The 19,955-nt window shown below is 68.4% G+C and carries 10 protein-coding genes; 2 read left to right on the plus strand and 8 right to left on the minus strand.

The window, feature by feature from the left end; all coding sequences use genetic code 11:
- The gene (locus AB8808_RS11690; protein ID WP_369929541.1) at window positions 1-1,719 is read right to left on the minus strand and encodes a M1 family metallopeptidase; all 1,719 of its coding nucleotides are present in this window, start codon (window positions 1,717-1,719) and stop codon (window positions 1-3) included.
- Between the two features lie 230 nt (window positions 1,720-1,949).
- Here AB8808_RS11690 and treS point away from each other — a divergent pair, with 230 nt between their 5' ends.
- The gene (gene treS, locus AB8808_RS11695) at window positions 1,950-4,022 is read left to right on the plus strand and encodes a maltose alpha-D-glucosyltransferase (RefSeq protein ID WP_369929543.1); all 2,073 of its coding nucleotides are present in this window, start codon (window positions 1,950-1,952) and stop codon (window positions 4,020-4,022) included.
- Between the two features lie 10 nt (window positions 4,023-4,032).
- On the opposite strand, the gene AB8808_RS11700 is transcribed toward treS, so the two are convergent.
- The 4 genes from AB8808_RS11700 to AB8808_RS11715 all read right to left on the minus strand — a co-directional run bounded on the left by AB8808_RS11700 (window position 4,033) and on the right by AB8808_RS11715 (window position 7,390).
- Window positions 4,033-4,908 (minus strand): bestrophin family protein, encoded by an 876-nt coding sequence (locus AB8808_RS11700; RefSeq protein WP_036141214.1) that lies wholly within the window; start codon window positions 4,906-4,908, stop codon window positions 4,033-4,035.
- A 23-nt stretch (window positions 4,909-4,931) separates the two neighbouring features.
- A complete protein-coding gene (locus AB8808_RS11705; protein WP_369929546.1) occupies window positions 4,932-5,348 on the minus strand; it encodes a hypothetical protein in 417 nt (138 codons plus the stop codon).
- Between the two features lie 292 nt (window positions 5,349-5,640).
- A complete protein-coding gene (locus AB8808_RS11710; RefSeq protein ID WP_369929548.1) occupies window positions 5,641-6,954 on the minus strand; it encodes a PQQ-dependent sugar dehydrogenase in 1,314 nt (437 codons plus the stop codon).
- Window positions 6,947-7,390 (minus strand): DUF2231 domain-containing protein, encoded by a 444-nt coding sequence (locus AB8808_RS11715; RefSeq protein ID WP_369929550.1) that lies wholly within the window; start codon window positions 7,388-7,390, stop codon window positions 6,947-6,949. The genes AB8808_RS11710 and AB8808_RS11715 overlap by 8 nt, the downstream gene beginning before the upstream one ends.
- 146 nt (window positions 7,391-7,536) lie before the next feature.
- On the opposite strand from AB8808_RS11715, the gene AB8808_RS11720 reads away from it, so the two are divergent.
- A complete protein-coding gene (locus AB8808_RS11720; RefSeq protein ID WP_369929551.1) occupies window positions 7,537-8,163 on the plus strand; it encodes a TMEM175 family protein in 627 nt (208 codons plus the stop codon).
- A gap of 293 nt (window positions 8,164-8,456) precedes the next feature.
- Here AB8808_RS11720 and AB8808_RS11725 read toward each other — a convergent pair whose 3' ends face one another.
- The 3 genes from AB8808_RS11725 to AB8808_RS11735 all read right to left on the minus strand — a co-directional run bounded on the left by AB8808_RS11725 (window position 8,457) and on the right by AB8808_RS11735 (window position 19,938).
- Entirely contained in the window at window positions 8,457-16,874 is an 8,418-nt protein-coding gene (locus AB8808_RS11725; protein WP_369929555.1) for a glycoside hydrolase family 94 protein, read from the minus strand.
- Between the two features lie 230 nt (window positions 16,875-17,104).
- A complete protein-coding gene (locus AB8808_RS11730; RefSeq protein ID WP_369929557.1) occupies window positions 17,105-18,496 on the minus strand; it encodes an MATE family efflux transporter in 1,392 nt (463 codons plus the stop codon).
- Entirely contained in the window at window positions 18,493-19,938 is a 1,446-nt protein-coding gene (locus AB8808_RS11735; RefSeq protein WP_369929559.1) for a cytochrome P450, read from the minus strand. The genes AB8808_RS11730 and AB8808_RS11735 overlap by 4 nt, the downstream gene beginning before the upstream one ends.
- Between the last annotated feature and the right edge of the window lie 17 nt (window positions 19,939-19,955).

Consider the following 19,955-nt stretch of genomic DNA (forward strand, 5'->3'; position numbering starts at 1 on the left):
CTACGACGCCTTCGGCGCCTTGTGCTTGCGGGTGTATGCCTGGAAAGCCTCGATCGCCGGGTCGCGGCGCAGCAGCTTCGACGCGGGATCGACCGTGAACGTTGCGCCCGGCGGCAGGGTCAGCTCGCCCTGCCCCGCGCTCATCGGTAGCGTGACCACGTTCTCGCCGACACGGACCTCCACGGGCAGCGGGAACGGACCCTTGCCCGGCACCTGCCAGGCGAGGTGCAGCTGCTGGCCCTCCCGCGTCACCTTCAGCTCCGGCAACGCCGCCTGGTAGAGATACACGTCGAAGAACCAGTGCATGTCACGGCCCGTCACGCGGTCCACGATGTCGATGAAATCCTTCGTGGTGGCGTAGCGCGGCGCGAACTGGCCGGGCAACGGATGATCGGTGCCGTAGACCAGCTCGCGGGTCGCACGGAAGAACGCCTCTTCGCCGATCAGCCCGCGCAGGGTGTGCAGCATCAGCGCACCCTTGTTGTAGATGTCCTGCCCGGGGCCGCCGCGCGTGTCGTCGTAGACGTCTTCCTCGCGGCGTGGCTTGCCGGACACGATGGGGTGCTTGTTGTCGATACGCGCGCGCAGCTGCATGAGGCTGGCGAAGTAGGCCTGACTGCCGCCCAGCGACCCGGCGTACAGCGGTTGCATGTACGTGGCGAACGCCTCGTGCAGCCACATGTCGTCCCAGTTGGCGTTGGTGACCTGGTTGCCGAACCACTCGTGCGATAGCTCGTGCTGCAACAAGTCGTCGTAGCCGTAGACGTTCTTCGCATACGCATTGCCATAGGCGTTGATCGTCTGGTGCTCCATGCCCTTGAACGGGGTTTCGGCCACGCCCATCTTCTCGCCACCGAACGGGTACGGACCGATGGCGCTCTCGAGGTAATCGAGCATGGCGGGAAACTCCGCGAACAACGCCTTCGCCTGGGTCTCGTCGTCCACATACCAGTAATGCAGCGGCACGACGTTGCCGAACCGGCTGCGATACGACGCGGACAGTTCACGATACGGCGCGATGTTGAGCGCCACGCCATAGGTGCTCACGTCGTGGCTGCGCCAATGGTAGGTGCGCATGCCGCCAGCCTCATCCATGCCCATGGCCACGCCGTTGCCCACCGCCACCAGCGGCGCCGGCACCGTGATGTGCTCGTCGACCACCTGCGGGCGGCCCATGGGATGATCGATGCACGGCCAGAACAGATCGCAACCCTCGCCCTCCACCGCCGTGGCCACCCAGGGCATGCCGTTCGGCGCCTTCGTCCAGACGAAACCGCCGTCCCACGGTGCGTGCACCGCCGTATGCGGGCTGCCGTGATACACCACGCGCACCGTGGTCCGCGTGCCCTTCTCCAGCGAGCGCGGCAGGTCGATCGACAGGCGACCGTCGGGATTGCGCCAGGCGTCGCTCGCCAGTGCCTTGCCATCCACTTCGACACGGTCGATCGGCAGGTTGCGATCCAGGTCCAGCACGATCCGCCGCAGCGGTGCCGTCACCCCGAAGGTCAGCCTGGCATCCCCTTCGATCCAGTGCCGCACCGGGTCCACGCGGATGCCCAGATCGGCATGCTCGAAAGCCACCGCCAGCTGCTCGGGCGCACGCGCCGCCCCGGAGTTGCGGGTCAGGTCGGTCAACGGTGGCGGTGCCGGCGGCGTCGAGGGCGTGCATGCCGCCGTCGCAAGCGCGACACCGGCACCGAACAGGAGGGGAATACGCATACGTTGAGCGACCGTCGGCTATGGAAATGGCGCCGCAACCATACCCAGATGCCACCACCCCGTCATAGGTCGAAAGACCGATGGTAATTACGGACGACCCGCGACGTCGCCAGGCAAGACGCCGCGACGTCGCCGGAGCCGAGGGTTCGCCGACATCGTCGGCTCCTACACCGTCTATGCACCGCGATCCGCTACCATCGCGACCTTCCTCGCCAGCGCCCCTTCCCCCGATGACCGACAACTCCCAGGACTACGTGGCATGGCTGCTCGAGCGCTCCATGCTGGAGAAAGCCCGCGAACGCGCCAGGCTCTACGGCGGCCAGGCGCGCCTGTGGGCGTATCCGTATGCGGAAAGCCGGGGCCGTAGCGCCTCCGAGATGGCATCGGTGTGGTTCACCGCCTATCCGGCCTCCCTGGTGACGCGTCCGGGGCAGTCGGTGCTGTCGGCGCTGGGCGAACACGATCTGTGGCACGCGCTTTCGGTACTCGGCGTACACGGCATGCACGTGGGCCCGACCAAGGAGGCCGGTGGCCTGCGTGGGCGCGAGAAAACGCCGACCATCGACGGTCACTTCGACCGCATCGGCCTGGATACCGACCCCGTGTTCGGCACCAGCGCCGAGTTCTCGGACATCGCGCGCATGGCGTCGGTGTTCAGCGGCATCGTCATCGACGACGTGATCCCCTCGCACACCGGCAAGGGCGCCGACTTCCGCCTGGCGGAAATGGCCTATGGCGACTACCCGGGCCTGTACCACATGGTGGAGATCCGCGAGGACGACTGGGCGTTGCTGCCGGACGTGGCGGAAGGCCGCGACTCGGTCAACCTCGGGCCTCTCACGGTGGACGCGCTGCACGACAAGGGTTACATCGTCGGCCAGCTGCAGCGGGTGATCTTCCTCGAGCCGGGCGTGAAGGACACCGACTGGAGTGCCACGGCGATCGTCACCGGCGTGGACGGCAAGCCGCGCCGCTGGGTGTACCTGCACTACTTCAAGGAAGGCCAGCCGGCGCTGAACTGGCTCGATCCGTCGTTCGCGGCGCAGCAGCTGGTGATCGGCGACGCGCTGCACAGCCTGGACGTGATGGGCGCGCGCGGCCTGCGCCTGGATGCCAACGGCTTCCTCGGCATCGAGCGTCGCGCCGGCGGCCCGGCCTGGTCGGAAAGCCATCCGCTGTCGATCACCGGCAACCAGATCATCGCCGGCATGGTGCGCAAGGCGGGCGGTTTCAGTTTCCAGGAGCTGAACCTCACCGTGGACGACATCGCGGCCATGTCCCGCGGCGGCGCAGACCTCTCGTATGACTTCATCACCCGTCCCGCCGTGCAGCATGCCCTGGCCACCGGCGATACCGAATTCCTGCGCCTCATGCTGCGCACCGTGCACCAGCACGGGATCGACCCGGCATCGCTGATCCACGCGATGCAGAACCACGACGAGCTGACGCTGGAGCTGGTGCATTTCTGGACCGCCCACGCCACCACGCCGTTCTTCTTCAAGGGGCAGACCATGCCCGGCGCCCTGCTGCGCGAGCAGATCCGCGAGGCCATGTACGAGCGGCTCAGCGGCGAGCATGCGCCGTACAACCTGCGCTTCGTCACCAACGGCATCGCCTGCACCACGGCCAGCCTGGCCGCGGCCGTGCTGGGCCTGCGCGACCTGGACGCGCTGTCCGCCGAGGACATCGAGCAGATCCGCAAGCTGCACCTCCTGCTGGTGATGTTCAACGCGTTGCAGCCGGGTGTGTTCGCCATTTCCGGGTGGGACATCGTCGGTGCGCTCACCCTGCCCGTGGACGAGGTGGCCCCGCTCATGAGTGACGGCGACACACGCTGGATCAATCGCGGTGCCTACGACCTGATGGAACTGGACCCGGAAGCCACCGTCTCCGGCCAGGGGCTGCCGCTGGCACGTACGCTGTATGGCAGCCTGAAAGCACAGCTGGAAGACACCACCTCGTTCGCCAGCCGCGTGCGCCGCGTGCTTACGGTGCGCCAGGCGACGGGTCTGGCCAGCGGCCACCAGCGCCCCATTCCCGACGTGGAAGCCGCGGGCCTGCTGGTGATGCTGCACGATCTGCCCGCCGGCCGCGGCGTGCAGATCACCGCCCTGAACTTCACCGCCGAGCCGATCGACGAGCGCCTGGTGCTGGAGAACGTGGGCGCCGGTCCGGTCGTGGACCTGCTCAACGAGACGCTGGAAGGCGATGTCGGCGAGGATGGCGTGCTGGATATCCACCTCGATCCGTACGAAGGCCTTTGCCTGCGCATCGTCAGCGTGCCGGCGCCGCCCGGTTTCTGATCGCTGCGCCTTACTTGAGCACGCCGGCCTCGATCGCGAACGGCTTGAGACCATGGTCCTCACGCATGCCGTCACGCAGGTCGATCTCGATCCCGCGCGTGACGGCCGTCATCGGTACGTCGTTGACGCCGTTCTCGAACGGGTCCTGCAGGTCGTTGCCCGATTGCAGCAGGCCGAGGAACAGCACGCCGGCCACGGTCGAGCCAAGCGGCGTGTACAGGCCCAGCTGCTCCACCAGGCCGAACGGCAGCAGCGCGCAGAACAGGTGCGTGAACACCACCGGATAGACCGAGTATTGCTGCGGCAACGGCGTGTTCTTGATCCGCTCCATGCCGCCCTGCGCGTTGGATATCTCGGCCAGCGTGCGGGCGAAGGCGGCGCGGATGATCGAATCCGGTGCCGCATCGCTCAGCAGCGCACCCGTGCGCAAGGCGATGGCATTGGGCGCATTGGCCACCGAATCCAGGTCGGCCAGCTCCTCGTCCGACAACAGGCCGACCAGTTCGTCGCGTTCCTTCTGCCTGCGCAGGTGCAGCCGCAGCGCGTGCACATAGGCGATCTGGCGATAGGAGATCTCGCGTGCCACGCGGGCGTCGCCCAGCAGCGTCCACGCATCGCGAACCAGCGTGCGCGAACAGTTGACCATCGCGCCCCAAAGGGTGCGCGCCTCCCACCAGCGCGCATAGGCGGTGGCATTGCGAAAGCTCAGGTAGATCGCCACCGCGGTGCCGAACAGGGTGAGCGGCAACGCGGGAAAGTTGTCCCACCCCGCCTGCGTGCAATACCACGCGGCCGTGACCAGCACATCCCAGCAGAACAGGATGAGCAGCGGCACGCCGACATAGCGGGAAAGATGACTCACATGGGCATGACCGGGAACCAGCATCGGGGTGTCCTCCTGGGTGACGATCAGCTGTTGTGCGCGGCAGCGCGCGGCGTGGTGTAGGCACCGAAACCGTCGGATGCGGTCGGCAGGCGACTTTGATGGGTGTGCGGCGATGGGCGGCCACCCTCGGTGGCGGGTGCCTCGTCACGGCCCTGGGCAAGCGCCACGGCCATCGCCAGGGTCAGCGCCATCACGGGGGCCACCTTGCGTATGCGCAGTCCGCGCACCAGCAACAACGGCACCATGCCCAGCGCGACGGCACTGCCGAACCATTCGGCGACCAGAAGATCCAGGCGCGGCGGCGGGTCGGCGGCGACGACCACGGTCGCGCAAACGGCCAGCACCAGGATCACCGGCAGATGCGGGCGCGCCTCGGCAAGCACGTGCGAGGCATGATCGGGCGGGTCGATGCGATCGGGAAATGAGGGCGGTGTCGGCATACGCAATCCGGTGGCGGTGGGGACGCCCCGAACTTGCAAGACCCCGCGTGGCGATGGCAACCCCGGATTGGCGATGGCATTCAGCGAAGGCCCACGGGGCATGTAACGTCCATGTAACGGACGTCCAGGCGAACCGCGTCACCATGCGGCGTTGCAGCATTCGCACCCGTGGGATAGACGTCCATTTCACGGGTGCGAACACCATCACTCGTTCAGCCAGGGCCAAAAAAACGTCGTTCGGGACGTCCGCCGGGCCGTGAGGTTCTTCTGAACGGTGCCAGGTTGAAGCGGCTCAGGGCGACGCCGCGGTCACCCGCCACACCGTATCGCCCACGTCGTCGGCGATCAGCACCGCACCGTCCTTGTCCTGCACGATGCCCACGGGAGCACCGTAGAGTTGCTTCTGGTCGTCCGAATAGAAGCCGCTGACGATCGTCTCGGGCTTGCCCTGCGGCTTGCCCTCGCGGAACGGGACGAAGACCACTTCGTAGCCGCTCAGCGGCGAGCGATCCCAACTACCGTGCTCGCTGATGAAGGCACCGGTGTGGTATTTCGCCGGCAGCGCATTGGTCTGGCTCAGCAGCAGGCCGAGCGGCGCCACGTGCGAGCCGATGGCGTAATCCGGACGGATCGCCTTGGCGACCAGGTCGGGGCGCTGTGGCTTCACGCGGGTATCCACATGCTGGCCGTAATAACTGTATGGCCAGCCGTAGAAGGCACCCGGGCGTACCGAGGTCAGGTAATCGGGCACCAGGTCGGCGCCGATCTCGTCGCGCTCGTTGACGATGGCCCACAACGTGTTGCCGACCGGGTCCCATTGCAGGCCCGTGGGGTTGCGCAGGCCGGCGGCGTAGATCCGGCTGGCGCCGGTGGCCACGTCCACTTCCAGCACGTCCGCGCGGCGGTATTCCACGTCCAGGCCGTTCTCGGTGATGTTGCTGTTGGAACCGACACCGACATACAGCTTGGTCCCGTCCGGGTTGGCCTGCAGTGCCTTGGTCCAGTGGTGGTTGATCGTATCGGGAAGGTCGGCGAAGACGGTGGGCGCGGCGGCGATATGCGTGTCGCCCTCGGTATACGGGAAGGTGACGATGCCGTCGGTGTTGGCCACGTACAACGTGTTGCCGATCAGCTGCACGCCGAACGGCGAGTTCAGGCCGTCGACGAAGTCGTGTTTCTCCCAAGCGCCCTGCCCTTGCCGGCGCAGCAGGGTGATGCGGTTACCGCCCTTGCCACCCTTGCCGGATTGATCCTTGACCAGCCCGGCCATCAGCTGCTTCGGCGTGGTGACCGGCTCGGTGCCGGGACTGTTGGACTCCACCACCAGCACGTCGCCGTTGGGCAACGTATACAGCTGCCGTGGATGCATCAGCCCGGTGGCGATGGCCTCGATAGCCAGGCCCGGCGCCACGCGCGGCTTTTGTCCGGACTTCCAGCCGGCTTTGTCCGGCACCTGCATCGGCGGCACGAGGAAGTGACGCGGCGCGGGCAGCGACGGGTCCGCACCGGACTGGTCCGGCGGTGCCAGCGAGGCTTTTTCGCTGCAACCGGCAAGGCCGACCAGGCAGGCCAGGGCGAGGGTACCGAAGGGGATGGACTTAGTCATGAACGATCACTCCGCGATGGTTCGCGTACACCGCGACCAGGACATGGGCCACGGCCAGCAGCAGCACCGTGACGACGGACAGCCAGACGCCGGCCGGTACGGCGGCATAGGCATCGCGGGTGTGCACGAAGGCATTGACGATCGCCACGACGATGGCCACCAGGTTCAGCCAGAAGTCGATGCGCGCACCACGCCACAGCGCATGGCGCGAGGTGATCCACACCTGCACCAGGTTGACCAGTCGCGGCACGATGGCGAACAGCAGGCCGACCACGATCAGCCATGCGGCCCCCTTGATCCACAGCAGGACGCCGGTGTGGGCATAGGTCGCATCGAAGATCAGGGCGGCCACGAAGCAACCGAAGGGAATGGGATTGAGCAGGCCGTAAAGCGTGGCGGCCACCACGTTTCGCTGCGACACGACGCGGGAATGCATGATCGAGGGTCTCCCTGGATGGATCGGATGGATGACGTACGGCCCATGCTGGTCCGCGTCGTGTCTAGGCCATGTCTGCTGCGTGCCCTTCCCACGCCTACCCCTGACGGGCGATCATCGCGCAGGGATCATAACGAGGGGTGGGGATGTCGGAGCATGGCCAGGATCAGCAGCTGGAGCGGCTGACGTTTTTTTCGGATGCGGTGTTCGCCATCGCCATCACGCTGTTGATCATAGAGGTGCACGTGCCGCATCCGGCGGTGTCCAGCGATGCGGCATGGCTGGAGGCCCTGGTGGAGCTGGTACCCCAGCTGGCCGGTTTCTTCCTCAGCTTCATCGTGGTGGGCGCGGTCTGGGCGGCGCACCATCGCGTGTTCGGCCTGTTGCGTCATTACGATCCGTCCATCGTGTGGCCGAACCTGTTCCTGTTGATGGCCATCGCCTTCACGCCGTTCTCCACGGCGCTGATGAGTGCCCACCCCGTGGAACGCGTGCCGGAAATGTTCTACGCGACCAGCCTGCTCATCGCCGGTCTGCTGCAATACCGGCTGGTACGCAAGGCACTGCGGCCACCCTTCCTGGCGCCGGGTGTGAATGACGACACCGTGGCCGTGCTGCGTCGTCGCAGCCTGGCGATGCCGTCGATGGCCCTGCTTTCGGGCATCCTGGCGATCTGGTGGCCCGGGCGCAGCAACATCCTGCTGGTGCTCACGCCGCTGGTGGTGATGCTTTATGCGCGCATGGGGACGCGCAAGGTCGCCGACGGCGACTGAGGCGAACCGTCGGCCAGGCTCAGCTCCGCTTTGCCGTTGGCGTCGGGCTGGGTGCAGCCGCCACCGTGAAGGCGTCGTCACGAGGCACGCATGCGCCTGAGACATCCACGACACGAACCACGCAGGCACCCGGATGGGTGGCAGCGGCGAGGTTATAGGCACCGACACGGTCCTCCCGCAGCTGGGGAGCGGGCGACGGATCGCGTGATAGCTTGGACATAGTCGTGGCACTCCCCGGCTGCCGGGCGTGCCCCGGCAACCGCTACGCTGCGCCTTCCCGCGTTAGCTTGCCGTCAGTGCCGCAGGTAGACCACCTCCACCCGATGCTCCGTGCCATCGTCGACCAGCGGTATGGCCCCGCCGGAGACCAGGACGCCGTCCACGTGAAGGCTGCCGGCTTCTCCGTCGGCCGCGGGACGCAGCGCGATGACATAACCGGACCCCCCATGGCGATAGCGCATGCCGTAGCCGGGCCACGCCGCGGGCACGCGAGGGACGATTCGCAGCAGGTCGCCCTCGCGCCGGAGGCCCAGCAACGTTTCCACCAGCAGGCGGTACATCCAGCCGGCCGAGCCCGTGTACCAGCTCCAGCCGCCGCGCCCCACATGGGGCGGCACGGAATACACATCCGCCGCGATCACGTAGGGCTCGACCTTGTAGCGCTCGATCGCCTGCGCGTCGCCCATGTGGCTGGCCGGATGGATCATCTTCACCAGTTCCCACGCGCGTTCATGACGTCCCATCTGCGCGAAGGCCATGGCCGCCCACACCGCCGCGTGCGTGTACTGGCCGCCGTTTTCGCGCACGCCCGGCACGTAACCCTTGATGTAGCCCGGGTCCATGGCCGAGCGGTCGAACGGCGGATCGAGCAGGCGGATCATGCCGGGATCCTCCAGCACCAGGTGCTCGTCCAGCGAGGCCATGGCTTGCTCGCGCCGCTCGGTACCGGCCACGCCCGACAGCACCGACCAGCTCTGCGCGATCGCGTCGATGCGGCACTCGTCGTTGGCGGCGGAGCCCAGCGGCGTGCCGTCGTCGAACCAGGCCCGGCGATACCAGTCGCCATCCCACGCCTCGGCTTCGAGCGCCCTCGACAAGGTATCGGCTTCCGCGAGGCAACGCTCGGCAAATGGCGCATCGTCGTGGCCTCGCGCCGTGACCGCGAACTCGCGCAGGACGTGGACGAGGAAGAAGCCCAGCCAGACGCTTTCGCCCTGCCCGCCCTCGCCGACCTTGTTCATCCCGTCGTTCCAGTCGCCGCCACCCATCAGCGGCAGGCCGTGCCGACCGCGCGGCATGGCATGCTCGATGGCGCGCACGCAGTGCGCATACAGCGTGGCGCGCTGGCCGGACGGCCGTGCCTGGTCGTACCAGGATTCCTCGCCGTGCCGCAGCGTGCGGCCTTCGATGTACTCGATGGACTCCTCCAGCACGCCGGTGTCGGCACTGGCCTTGACATAGCGGCTGGTGGCCAGCGGCAACCACAGGTAGTCGTCCGAGCAGGTGGTACGCACGCCGCGGTCGCCGGGCGGATGCCACCAGTGCATCACGTCGCCTTCGGCGAACTGGTGCGCCGCGCACACCAGCAGCTGCGCCCGGGCCATGGCCGGTGCCGCGTGCTGGGTGGCCATGGAGTCCTGCAACTGGTCGCGGAAGCCGATCGCGCCGCCGGACTGGTAATAACCGCTGCGCGCCCACAGCCGCGCGGCGATGGTCTGGTAGAGCAGCCAGCCGTTGGCGAACCGGTCGGTTGCCTCGTCCGGCGTGCTGACCTGCACGGCACCCAGCGTCTGCTGCCAGTGCTCGCGCACGGCGGCCAGCGCACGCGCCGCCGAACCGTCGTCGCGGAAACGCAGCACCAGGCCGCGCGCGTCCACCTCGTCCACGCCCATGCCCAGGCGGATCACCACATCGCGCGATTCACCCGGTGCCAGGGCGATGGTCGAACGCAGCACGCCGCACGGGTCCAGCCCCGCACCGACGCGGTTGTGCCAGCCGGCACGACGCATGCCCAGGGGCGCGCCGGTGTGCCCGTTGCGGCCGAGAAAGCCGGTACGGTCGCCGCCGACGTCGCGCTCGGCGTCTTCCACGTCGAGGAACGCGACGCGATCGGGGAACTCGCTGTTGTACGCATTACGCGCGAACAGCGCGCCCGTCGACGGATCGATCTCGGTGACCACGTGCATGGCGCTCTTCTCGCGCACATCGCCCAGCAGCCATTCCACATAGGCGGTGATCGACAGCCGCCGTGGCTCGGCGCCGTCGTTGGTCAGGCGCAGCACCTGGAACTTCACCGACGCATCCAGCGCCACGAACACCTCCAGCCGCGACGACAGCGTGCCTTCCGTGTGCTCGAACACGCTGTAGCCGAATCCGTGGCGCGTGATGTACGTGCCTTCGCCGCGCATCGGCAACGGGGTCGGACACCAGGTGTGCCCGGTGGCTTCGTCGCGCAGGTAGATAGCCTCGCCGCAGGCATCCTCCACCGGATCGTTCTGCCACGGGGTAAGGCGGCAGCCATGGGCGTTCTCCGCCCAGGTGTAGGCACTGCCGCTTTCCGAGACCACGCTGCCGAACGACGGATTGGCCAGCACGTTGCACCAGGGTGCCGGCGTGGTGGCGCCGGGCGCCAGGGTGATGACGTATTCGGTGCCGTCGGCGGAAAACGCCGCCGCCACGGGCACCGCCGGCGCCGGGGCGGGACGCCTGCGAGCGGGCCAGGCCGGCTCGGCGGCCGCGGCACGCACACCGATCCGGTGCCGCTCCATCTGCTCGTGCAGCGACCCCAGGGTATCCACCACCACGATGCAGGCACTGGCCTCCATCACCAGGCGATCCTCGTGGGACAACGACTGCGCGGCGCGGATGAACACGCCGCCGGGGCGATCCAGCAGGTTGGTTTCCGCGCCGCTGGCCAGCAGGCCGGTGAGCGCGTCGTGCAACGTCTGCCGGTAACCCGTGCTGTCCTCGTTCCAGATCACCAGGTCCACGGTCAACCCGCGCTGCCGCCAGTACGCCGCGGCACGGACCAGCTCGCGCGCGATGTCCAGCCGCGCGATGTCGCCGATGCGCAGCAGCACGATGGGCAGGTCGCCCGAGACCGCCTGCCCCCACAAGCCCGACTGGCCGCGCCGGTTGGCCGCGATCAGCTCCGGCTCGGCGCGCAGGGCGAGGTTCGGATACAGGATGGAGGTGGCCATGTGCTCGTAGAGCTGGGCATCCACCAGGGTGGCGTTGGCCTGGCGCAGCAGCACCTGGCTGCGGGTCCAGGCCAGGTCGAACGTGCGGTCGGCCAGGTAGCGATCGCGGTACTTCTCGATCAGGCGCAGGCACCCCGGGCGCGTATCGGCCACGCCGGTCACGAAGTCGAGCGTGGCGGTCTGTTCCGGATCGAGGGTGATCCGCACGCGGATGGCGACGATCGGGTCCAGCACCGCGCCATGACCGCCGGAAAGCGCGTCATGACCGGCATCCATCACCACGGGGCTGGCCGTGCTGCGACCGCGCCCGATGAAGCGTGCGCGGTCGGTCTCGTAGGAGATCGCATCCACGTCCGCATCGTGCACCGCGACCATGTGGCACATCGACGGCGACGTCTCGTCGGCCGAGCGTGGGCGACGCGTGCATAACAGGGCCTGCATGGCCGGCACGATCTCGCTGGTGATGAACAGCTTGCTGAAGGCCGGGTGCGCCGCGTCGCCGCGCGGGTCGGCCAGCACCACTTCCGCGTAGCTGGTCAGCTCGACCGTGCGCCGCGTGTTGCCGCGGTTGGTGATGCGCGTGCGCCGGAGTTCGATATCGTCCTCGGGCGACACCACGATCTCGGTGTGCGTTTCGAAGCCGCGCTGGCGCACGCGGAACTCCGCGCGCGATTCGGCGAAGATCGCCTCGAAGCGGTCGGTGTTACGCGCCGCCGGCTGGTACGCCGTGGACCAGACATCGCCCGATTCCGGATCGCGGATGTAGCAGAACATGCCGTCGCTGTCGCGCGTGATGTCCTCGCGCCAGCGCGTCACGGCCATGCCGTCGCGGCGGCTGTAGCCGCCGCCGGCGCTGCTGACCATGACGTGGTAACGGCCGTTGGACAGCAGCTGCACGGCCGGGCGCGGCCGGTCGGGATCGGTGAACAGGCGCAGGCGGGCTTCCGGCAAGGCCGGTGCCGTCGCCACTTCGCCCAGGCCCGCCGTGTGCAGGTATTCGGAGGCCATGCGCGGCACGCGCTCCTGCAACAGCAGGCTGGTCGCCATCATGCGCGGGTCCGACTCGAAGCGCTTCTGCATCGGCCGGTCCAGCAGCACATGACCGATCGCCAGCAGCGACATGCCCTGGTGGTGCGCCATGTACTGGCGCACCACCGCGGACTCCTGGCCCGGCGGCAGGCGCGAAGGCGTGTAATCGACCGCCTCATACAGGCCGAAACGGCCGGCCAGTCCGGCACGCGCGAGGCGTCGCAGGTTGTCGGTAGCCGCGGCGGGCGCCACCATCAGGGCCAGCACCGACGCATACGGCGCCACCACCAGATCCTCGCCCAGCCCACGTTTCAGCCCCAGGCCCGGCACGCCGAAGGCGCGGTACTGGTAGGTCATCTGCGCATCGACCGCGTGGTAGCCGGATTCGGACACGCCCCACGGCAGGTTGCGTTGCCGGCCGTATTCGATCTGCCGTGCCACCGCGGCGCGGCAGGTCTGCTCCAGCAGGCTGCCTTCGTAGGTCGGCATGACCAGCATCGGCATGAGGTATTCGAACATCGACCCCGTCCACGACAGCAGCACCGGCGAGCCGCCCGTGCTGGTCAACAGCCTGCCGAGCGAGAACCAGCTCTCCTGCGGCAACTGGCCCTGGGCGATGGCCACGAACGTGGTCAGGCGCGCCTCCGAAGCCAGCAGGTCGTAGAACGACGCATCCAGCGTGCGCCGTTCGACATCGAAACCGATCGACAACAGGCGGCGATGGGCGTCGTAGAGGAACGCGTGATCCATGATCGCCAGATCGCCCGCCTGCGAGGCGGCGGCCTCCAGCGCCCGCAGGCGTGCCGTGGCACGGTCCGCCTGCGCGGCATCGGTCGTATTCGCCGCCCGTTCCATCAGCGTGGGAATGGCCTGGCCGTCGGTGGCCGCGTCGTACCAGAGGCTCGCCTCTTCGTGCAACTCGTCGCACAGCAGGGTCAATCGCGAGAGCCAGAAGGCCCCTTCGTCGTCACCGGAAGATACGTGGTCGGATGCCTGGGCGGTTACCTCGCGCAGCCGCTCCTGCTGCACGGTGACGAACGCGAGCACATCGCGCATGCATGCCGGCGGGGCCAGCATGGCCGCCGCCAGATCGCCGGCCCACGCGGTCAGTGGTGCACGGCGGTTTTCGTCCGTGGTCTGCGCCAGCAACGCCACCGTGTCGCGCAATCCCGCGATCGACGCGTTGCGGAACACCGGGGCCTGGGCGACATCGAGCAGGCCGCGTTGCAAGGTCAGCAGGTGGCCGGCCAGGTTGCCGCTGTCCACGCTGGAGACATACAGCGGACGCATCGGCGCCAGCGTGGCGGTGTCGTACCAGTTGTAGAAATGGCCGCGATGCCGCTCGAGCCCCTGCATGGTGGCCAGCGTGTTCGCCAGCCGCTGCACCAGGGCGCCGGCACCCAGGTAACCGAAGTCGTAGGCGGCCAGGCCGGCCAGCAGGCCCAGGCCCATGTTGGTCGGCGACGTGCGTCGGGCCAGCTGCGGCGACGGCGTCACCTGCACGTTGTCCGGTGGCAGCCAGTGATCGTCCGGGCCCATGTGTGTTTCGAAGAAGGCCCACGTGCGCCGCGCCAGCAGCCGCAGGAAGGCATGATCGGCCTCGCTGGGCGCGAACGGCTTGCTCACCTGCGCCCGGCTGATCCACCAGGCCAGGGGTGGCGATGCCAGCCAGGCCAGCAGCCAGGGCAAGGCAACGGGCAACACCAGCGGCCTGGCCACGGCCAGCAGCGCAGCCACGACGATCGAAGTAGCCGGGCCGGCCCACAGCGCGCGCCAGGGAATCTGCCGCGAGCCGCGACCCTGACGCTCCACGTCGGCGGACGAGCGCCACTCGAGCAGGTGTTTGCGGCTGACGCACACACGCCAAAGCGACCGGGCGATGGCATCCACACTCAGGCGCGCCTCATGCGGCAGCCAGGCGATGGACAAGCCCAGGCGCAATGCGTGCTCCGCCGCCGCGCGCGACTGCACGCCGGCATGCTGCCGCCACGCGATGTCGTGGGGCTTGCGCGCGGCGTCCATCAGCACCTGCAACAGCACCGGCACCACCATCATGGCGAGGATCGCCGCCGTCCAGGTCAGCGCCGGAGCGATCCACAACCACCCGGCCACCAGCAGGGCCAGCGCGGCCGGAGCGACCAGGCTGCGTCGCAGGTTGTCGAACAGCTTCCAGCGCGACAGTGCGCTCAGGTCGTTGGCCACCCACCCGTGCGGGCTGGGCACCGTGGGCAACAACCATGGCAACAGTTGCCAGTCGCCGCGCATCCAGCGATGGCGGCGCACGCTGTCGTCTGCATAGCGTTCGGGGATTTCCTCGAACACCAGCACGTCGCTTAGCAGGGCCGAGCGAACGAAGCAGCCTTCGATGAGGTCGTGGCTGAGAACGCGCTCGTCCTTCAGCCGCCCGGCCATGGCGCGCTCGAACGCATCCACGTCGTAGATACCCTTGCCGGTGAACGAGCCCTCGTGGAACAGGTCCTGGTACACATCCGACACGGCGCGCGTATACGGATCGACACCGGCGTCGGCCCCGTAGAGGCGGGCATACGCCGAACGCGCCTGCGCCGGGAGCGCGATACCCACGCGCGGCTGCATGAGGCTGTAGCCGGCGATCACCCGATTGCTTTCGTCGGCGAACACGGGGCGGTTGAGCGGATGGTCCATCGCCGCGACCAGCCGGTGCGCGGTGTCGCGCGGCAGGTGCGTGTCGGTATCCAGGGTAATCACGTAGCGCACGGCGGGCAACTGGGCGATCCGGCCCACGATCAACAGGAAACGATCGGCGCCTTCGCCGCGCAGCAGCGCGTTCAGGGCGGCCAGTTTGCCGCGCTTGCGATCGAAGCCGATCCAGCGCCCCTGCGTGGGGCTCCACTCGCGCGGCCGGTGCAGGAGATAGAAGCGGTCGGCGGCACTGGACGGGTACGTCGCGTTGAGCGCATCGATCCGGGCGGCGGCCTGCGCGAGGATGGCCTCGTCACCGGGCATCACCGCCTGGTCGGCATCGGGGAAGTCGGTCAGCAACGCGAAATGCAGGGCATCGTCGCGATTGGCCAGGAAGCGCACTTCGAGGCCCTCCGCCACGTCGTCCGCGTCCTGGGGACTGCCCAGCATCGTCGGCACCGCCACCAGCGTGCGTGCGGCATCGGGCAGGCCGTCCTCGTAATCCATGCGCGGCAGGTAATCGGGCGCGGTGAGCAGCGAGGCGATCAGGTTGAGCAGGCTCAGGCCGAGCTGGCTGGCCACGACGATGCAACCCAGCGCAAGCACGGCCCGCTCCCACACATAGGCGGGACCCAGCGCCGCGGTGCCGACCAGCGCGGTGGTCAACGCACCGGTGAGCGTGAGGAAGGCCACCAGCGACCAGGCGAACGGCGCCCGGTCGAAGGCCTGCCGGCAGCGCGTGGCCAGTCGGCGCCGTGCGCCCAGCGCGCGTTCCAGCGCGGGACGTCCCGCGCCGACCAGGTGGTAACCCACGTGTCGCGCGGCGGGATGGGCGGATGTCGCGTCCGGTGCCTGGGCCGCCGCGATCGCGCGCCGTGCCACGGTCCGCTCGTCGATGCGCGTGGTGCGCGACAGTTTCTCCACCGCGTGCCGGTAGCGATCGCGGCTGGCGAAGTCCATGGCGGGATAGACACCCGACGGGTCTTCACGCAGGCAGCTTTCCACCAGGCTGGCTGCCTCGACGAAGTCGCGCCAGTCGATCGCGGCCAGCGAGCGCAGGCTGCCGATGCTGTTGCCGACCGACACCTGCTGCATCGCCTGCTGCTGGGATTCGGCCTGCACCAGATGATCGGTGCTGCGTCCCGACTCGGCCAGCCGCTGCTCCACCCAACCCAGCGGCATGGCCAGTGCCGGCCCCTGCCCTTGCAGGCGGCGCACCATTTCGGCGACGAACGGGGCGCTCATGACCGGCGCGGAGCGTGCCATGTCCGCGACGACCAGCACCACGTTCTTCGGGTCCTCGGCGGCCATGCGTGTCATCGCGTCGGCCCAGCGCGTGGCACGGCGGCGCCGCGAGCGGTCCAGCGTCACGCGCACGGCGATGCGGCGCAGGTTCTCGATCAGCGCCAGCCGCAGCATGATCGGCACGGCCCACAGCTCGCCGAGGCTGAGCGGCACCACGGTCTGGTAGGCGTCGAGGAATCGCGCCAGTCCGGCCGCGTCGATCCGGCCGTCCCCGTGGGAGATGACCTCCAGAGCGATGTCGTAGACCCGAGGCAGGCCGCTGGACGGGCCGCCGTCGAGCTGCGGCAGTTCTCGGCTGTAGCCTTTGGGGAAATCCTTTTCCGCGGCGCGGACGTGTTCCTCCATCACGTAGAGGTTGTCGAGCAGCCACTCGCCCGCGGGCGTCGTGCCCTCGCCGCGCTTGCCGGCGGCCATGAGGCCACGGCAGGCATCGACGATGACGGTCTCGTTGTCGGCCAGCCGGGGCAGCAGCCATTCGGCGGAGCGATGGGCCGCTACGCGGTGCCGCGTCGCCAATTGCGCACCGTAGGCTTCCAGTTGTTCGGTGTTGAAGAGCTCGGCCCGGAGGGCCGGCTCACGCTCGGAGCCCGCGGCATCCCGGGTCCGCTTGCGCCGGAAGAGGTCTATAGACCCGCCATGAACATCGCGACGCTAAGCATGAGCCACTCCCGGCGCGGATGATCCACACCTGACCGCCGAGAGTAGTCCTTTCCGCGTGCATGGCGAATGATCCGGGTGAAAACCGGTCAGGCCTGAGCCCGGGTCAGCACGATCGCGTTCTGCCGTTTGTTCACCGCCACGGCGATCCGCCAGAAGTAGAACACCCCGATGGCCGCCTCGTAGCTGGAACCCACGATCCAGCAGGTGGGCAGGAACCCGGCATCGCCCACATGGCCCAGGGTCATCAGGTACACCGTGGGGATGCTCAGCGCCCACATGAACACGAACCGGGTGACGAACAGGAAGCGGGTGATGCCGAAGGCCTCCAGCACCGCCTGCCCGGTCATCGAGAAGGCGAACGCGAGCGAATAGGTCCACAACACCCGCGAGGTGGCGACCGATGCCTGCCGGATAGCCTCCGGCTTGTCGGCCAGGCCGAACGGATTCAGCAGCACGTCCGGGGTGACGATCTGGAAGAAGGACATCACCGCCACGTACGCCAGCTCGATGCCCAGCGTCACGGCGATGATCCGCGGCACCTGGTGGAACTCGTCCTTGCCCAGCGCATTGCCGCACAGCACGCTGCAGCCGATGCCCAGGCCCAGCAGCGGGATCACGCCCAGGTAGCTGACCGTCAGGTTGACGTTGTTGGCGGCCAGCGCGATGGCGCCCAGCCCCGCGATGATCCAGATGAAGGCGGCGTTGCCGAAGTTGCCGATGCCCGCCGTCACGCCCAGCGCCACGCCCTTGCGCAGCCGCGGCGCCACCTCGGCCAGGGGAACGCCGCGCGTGCGCACCAGCCCGCGCAGGATCGACCAGACCTGCCGAGGCACATACGGCAGGTAGCAGGCGGTGATCGCCAGCGTGCCGCACAAGGTGCCCAGCGCCGAGCCGCGCATGCCCATCTCCGGCAGGCCGAAGCGGCCGAAGACCAGGCCGATGGTCATCACGATGCCGACTGCCTGGCCGAGCAGTCCCGCCACCAGCGTGATGCGCGTCTTGCCGATGCCGTTGAAATACGACGACAACGCCATGTTGAAAGTCATCGCCGCACCGAAATACGCCGACCAGTAGAGGAACTGCGATTCCAGGTGGGTGATGGCCGGCGGCCGCTGGCTCAGCGACGGGATCATTGCCATCAGCGGCGCCAGCAGCAGCAGGGCCACGGCGAACAGGATGCCGACGACGATGCCCACGGCCGCCTGGTAGGCCGCGGCGTCGTGGCCGGACCGGCCGAAGGCCTGGGCGACGCAGGAGCGTGAGAAGCCCACCACCGCGGCGAAGAAACCGATGATGGCCATGGCCGTATAGACCGCCGGCCCGGACGCGGCCAGGGTCTCGCTGGAATACCGCGCCAGGCACACCCGGTCCACCAGCATCATGATGAGGTTGCCGACCATGGAGCCCATCAGGGGCAGCGACACGCCCAGGATGCGCCGGGCGATCTCGAGATTGGACTCCCGCGCCGCCGGGATCACGAAGCCGCCCCCGGCGGCGTGCGCAGCCTGATCCGCACCGGCAGCGAACTGGGCGCCATGAAGAAATTGAGCACCTCCCGCACCGGTGGCGCGTTCGTATCCAGTTCCAGCTCGAAGTTGCGCAGGATCATGGAGACGACCATGGTGATCTCGGTGAGCGCGAGGAAGCGCCCCGGGCACAGCCGCGGCCCGCTGCCGAACGGAAACAGCTTGCGCGCCGGGTCCCGTTCGCGCGGCGGACGCTGCTCGAAGATCCAGCGTTCCGGCGAGAACGCGGCCGGATCGGGAAACTGCACCTCGTCCAGCCCCTCCCCCGCCGTCGCCACCACGATGGCGGTGTTCTTCGGAATCAGCGTGTCCGCGACCACGCAGTCGATGTTGCTGGTGACCCCGACATACGGTGCCACCGAGCGCAGGCGCTGCGCCTCGCTGAAGGTGGCCTCCAGGTAGTCGAAGCGCTTCATCAGCTCCCAGTCGCGGATGAGCGTGTCCTCGCCGAGCACCGCGTCCACTTCCGCCGTGAGCGCCGCGGCCGCTGCGGGATGCTGGGCCAGCAGGTGGAGCATCCAGGCGATGGAGTTGGCGGTGGTGTCCTCGCCGCCGATGACGCTGAGCACCGCGTTGTCCATCAGCTCCTCGTCGGTGAAGCCGGAGGCCGGGTCTTCCGCCGCGGCGATCATCGCTTCCAGCATGTTGCCCGGTTTCTCGTGCAACTGGCGCTGCTGCGCCATGCGCGCACGGGCGTCGCGGACGAAGCCCTGCACGGATGCCGCGATCTGCGCCGACGCGCGGTCGGCGGCGCGATCCACCGGCAACCGGACGTGGCGCCAGTACGGGAACGCCGCCGTGGTGCGCTGCCCGAGCCGGTGGAAGATGGCGTCGATGCTCCGCTGCAACGGGCCGCCTTCGTCGTTGACCGCATCGATGTCGTGGCCCATCGCGATGCCCACGATCACGTCCAGCGCCATGGCCTTCAGGTCCCGGCGCAGGTCGACCGGCAGGCCCTGGGCGAGCCGGTGCTTCCAGCGGTCCATCATGCGTTCGGTCATGAAGCGCATGGTCGGGAAGAAGTTGCGGATCACCTCCGCGCTCAGCCCGCTCATCACCAGCTTGCGCTGCTTGCGCCAGGCATCCCCCTCGGCGGTGATCACGCCACGGATGTCCAGCTCGTGCATGATCGTCTTCAGGCTGCCGCTGCGCCGGAACACCTCGGGCCGTTCCTTGAGCACCGCCTGCACCGTGGGCGCGTCGGAGACGATGACGATGGGGTTGCCGAACACCTCCAGGCGGAACATCGGGCCGAACTCGCGCACCCAGGCAGTGAACTTCTGGTGCATCTGCCGCCCGCTGAGTTGCAGCGCGTTGCCCACCCACGGCTGGCCCTTGGGGCCCGGCAGGTCCTGGATGCCGCGCGAGTACTGCAGGGTGGGCGTGTCGTTCATGGCGATCCTGGAGGCGT

Source organism: Xanthomonas sp. NCPPB 2632, assembly GCF_041228075.2.
In the GTDB taxonomy this organism is placed as follows: domain Bacteria; phylum Pseudomonadota; class Gammaproteobacteria; order Xanthomonadales; family Rhodanobacteraceae; genus Luteibacter.

Excerpts from the sequence above, each read along its gene's own strand:
- AB8808_RS11690 (WP_369929541.1), bottom strand. The coding sequence starts at position 1,719 with ATGCGTATTCCCCTCCTGTTCGGTGCCGGTGTCGCGCTTGCGACGGCG.
- treS (WP_369929543.1), top strand. The coding sequence starts at position 1,950 with ATGACCGACAACTCCCAGGACTACGTGGCATGGCTGCTCGAGCGCTCC.
- AB8808_RS11700 (WP_036141214.1), bottom strand. The coding sequence starts at position 4,908 with ATGCTGGTTCCCGGTCATGCCCATGTGAGTCATCTTTCCCGCTATGTC.
- AB8808_RS11705 (WP_369929546.1), bottom strand. The coding sequence starts at position 5,348 with ATGCCGACACCGCCCTCATTTCCCGATCGCATCGACCCGCCCGATCAT.
- AB8808_RS11710 (WP_369929548.1), bottom strand. The coding sequence starts at position 6,954 with ATGACTAAGTCCATCCCCTTCGGTACCCTCGCCCTGGCCTGCCTGGTC.
- AB8808_RS11715 (WP_369929550.1), bottom strand. The coding sequence starts at position 7,390 with ATGCATTCCCGCGTCGTGTCGCAGCGAAACGTGGTGGCCGCCACGCTT.
- AB8808_RS11720 (WP_369929551.1), top strand. The coding sequence starts at position 7,537 with ATGTCGGAGCATGGCCAGGATCAGCAGCTGGAGCGGCTGACGTTTTTT.
- AB8808_RS11735 (WP_369929559.1), bottom strand. The coding sequence starts at position 19,938 with ATGAACGACACGCCCACCCTGCAGTACTCGCGCGGCATCCAGGACCTG.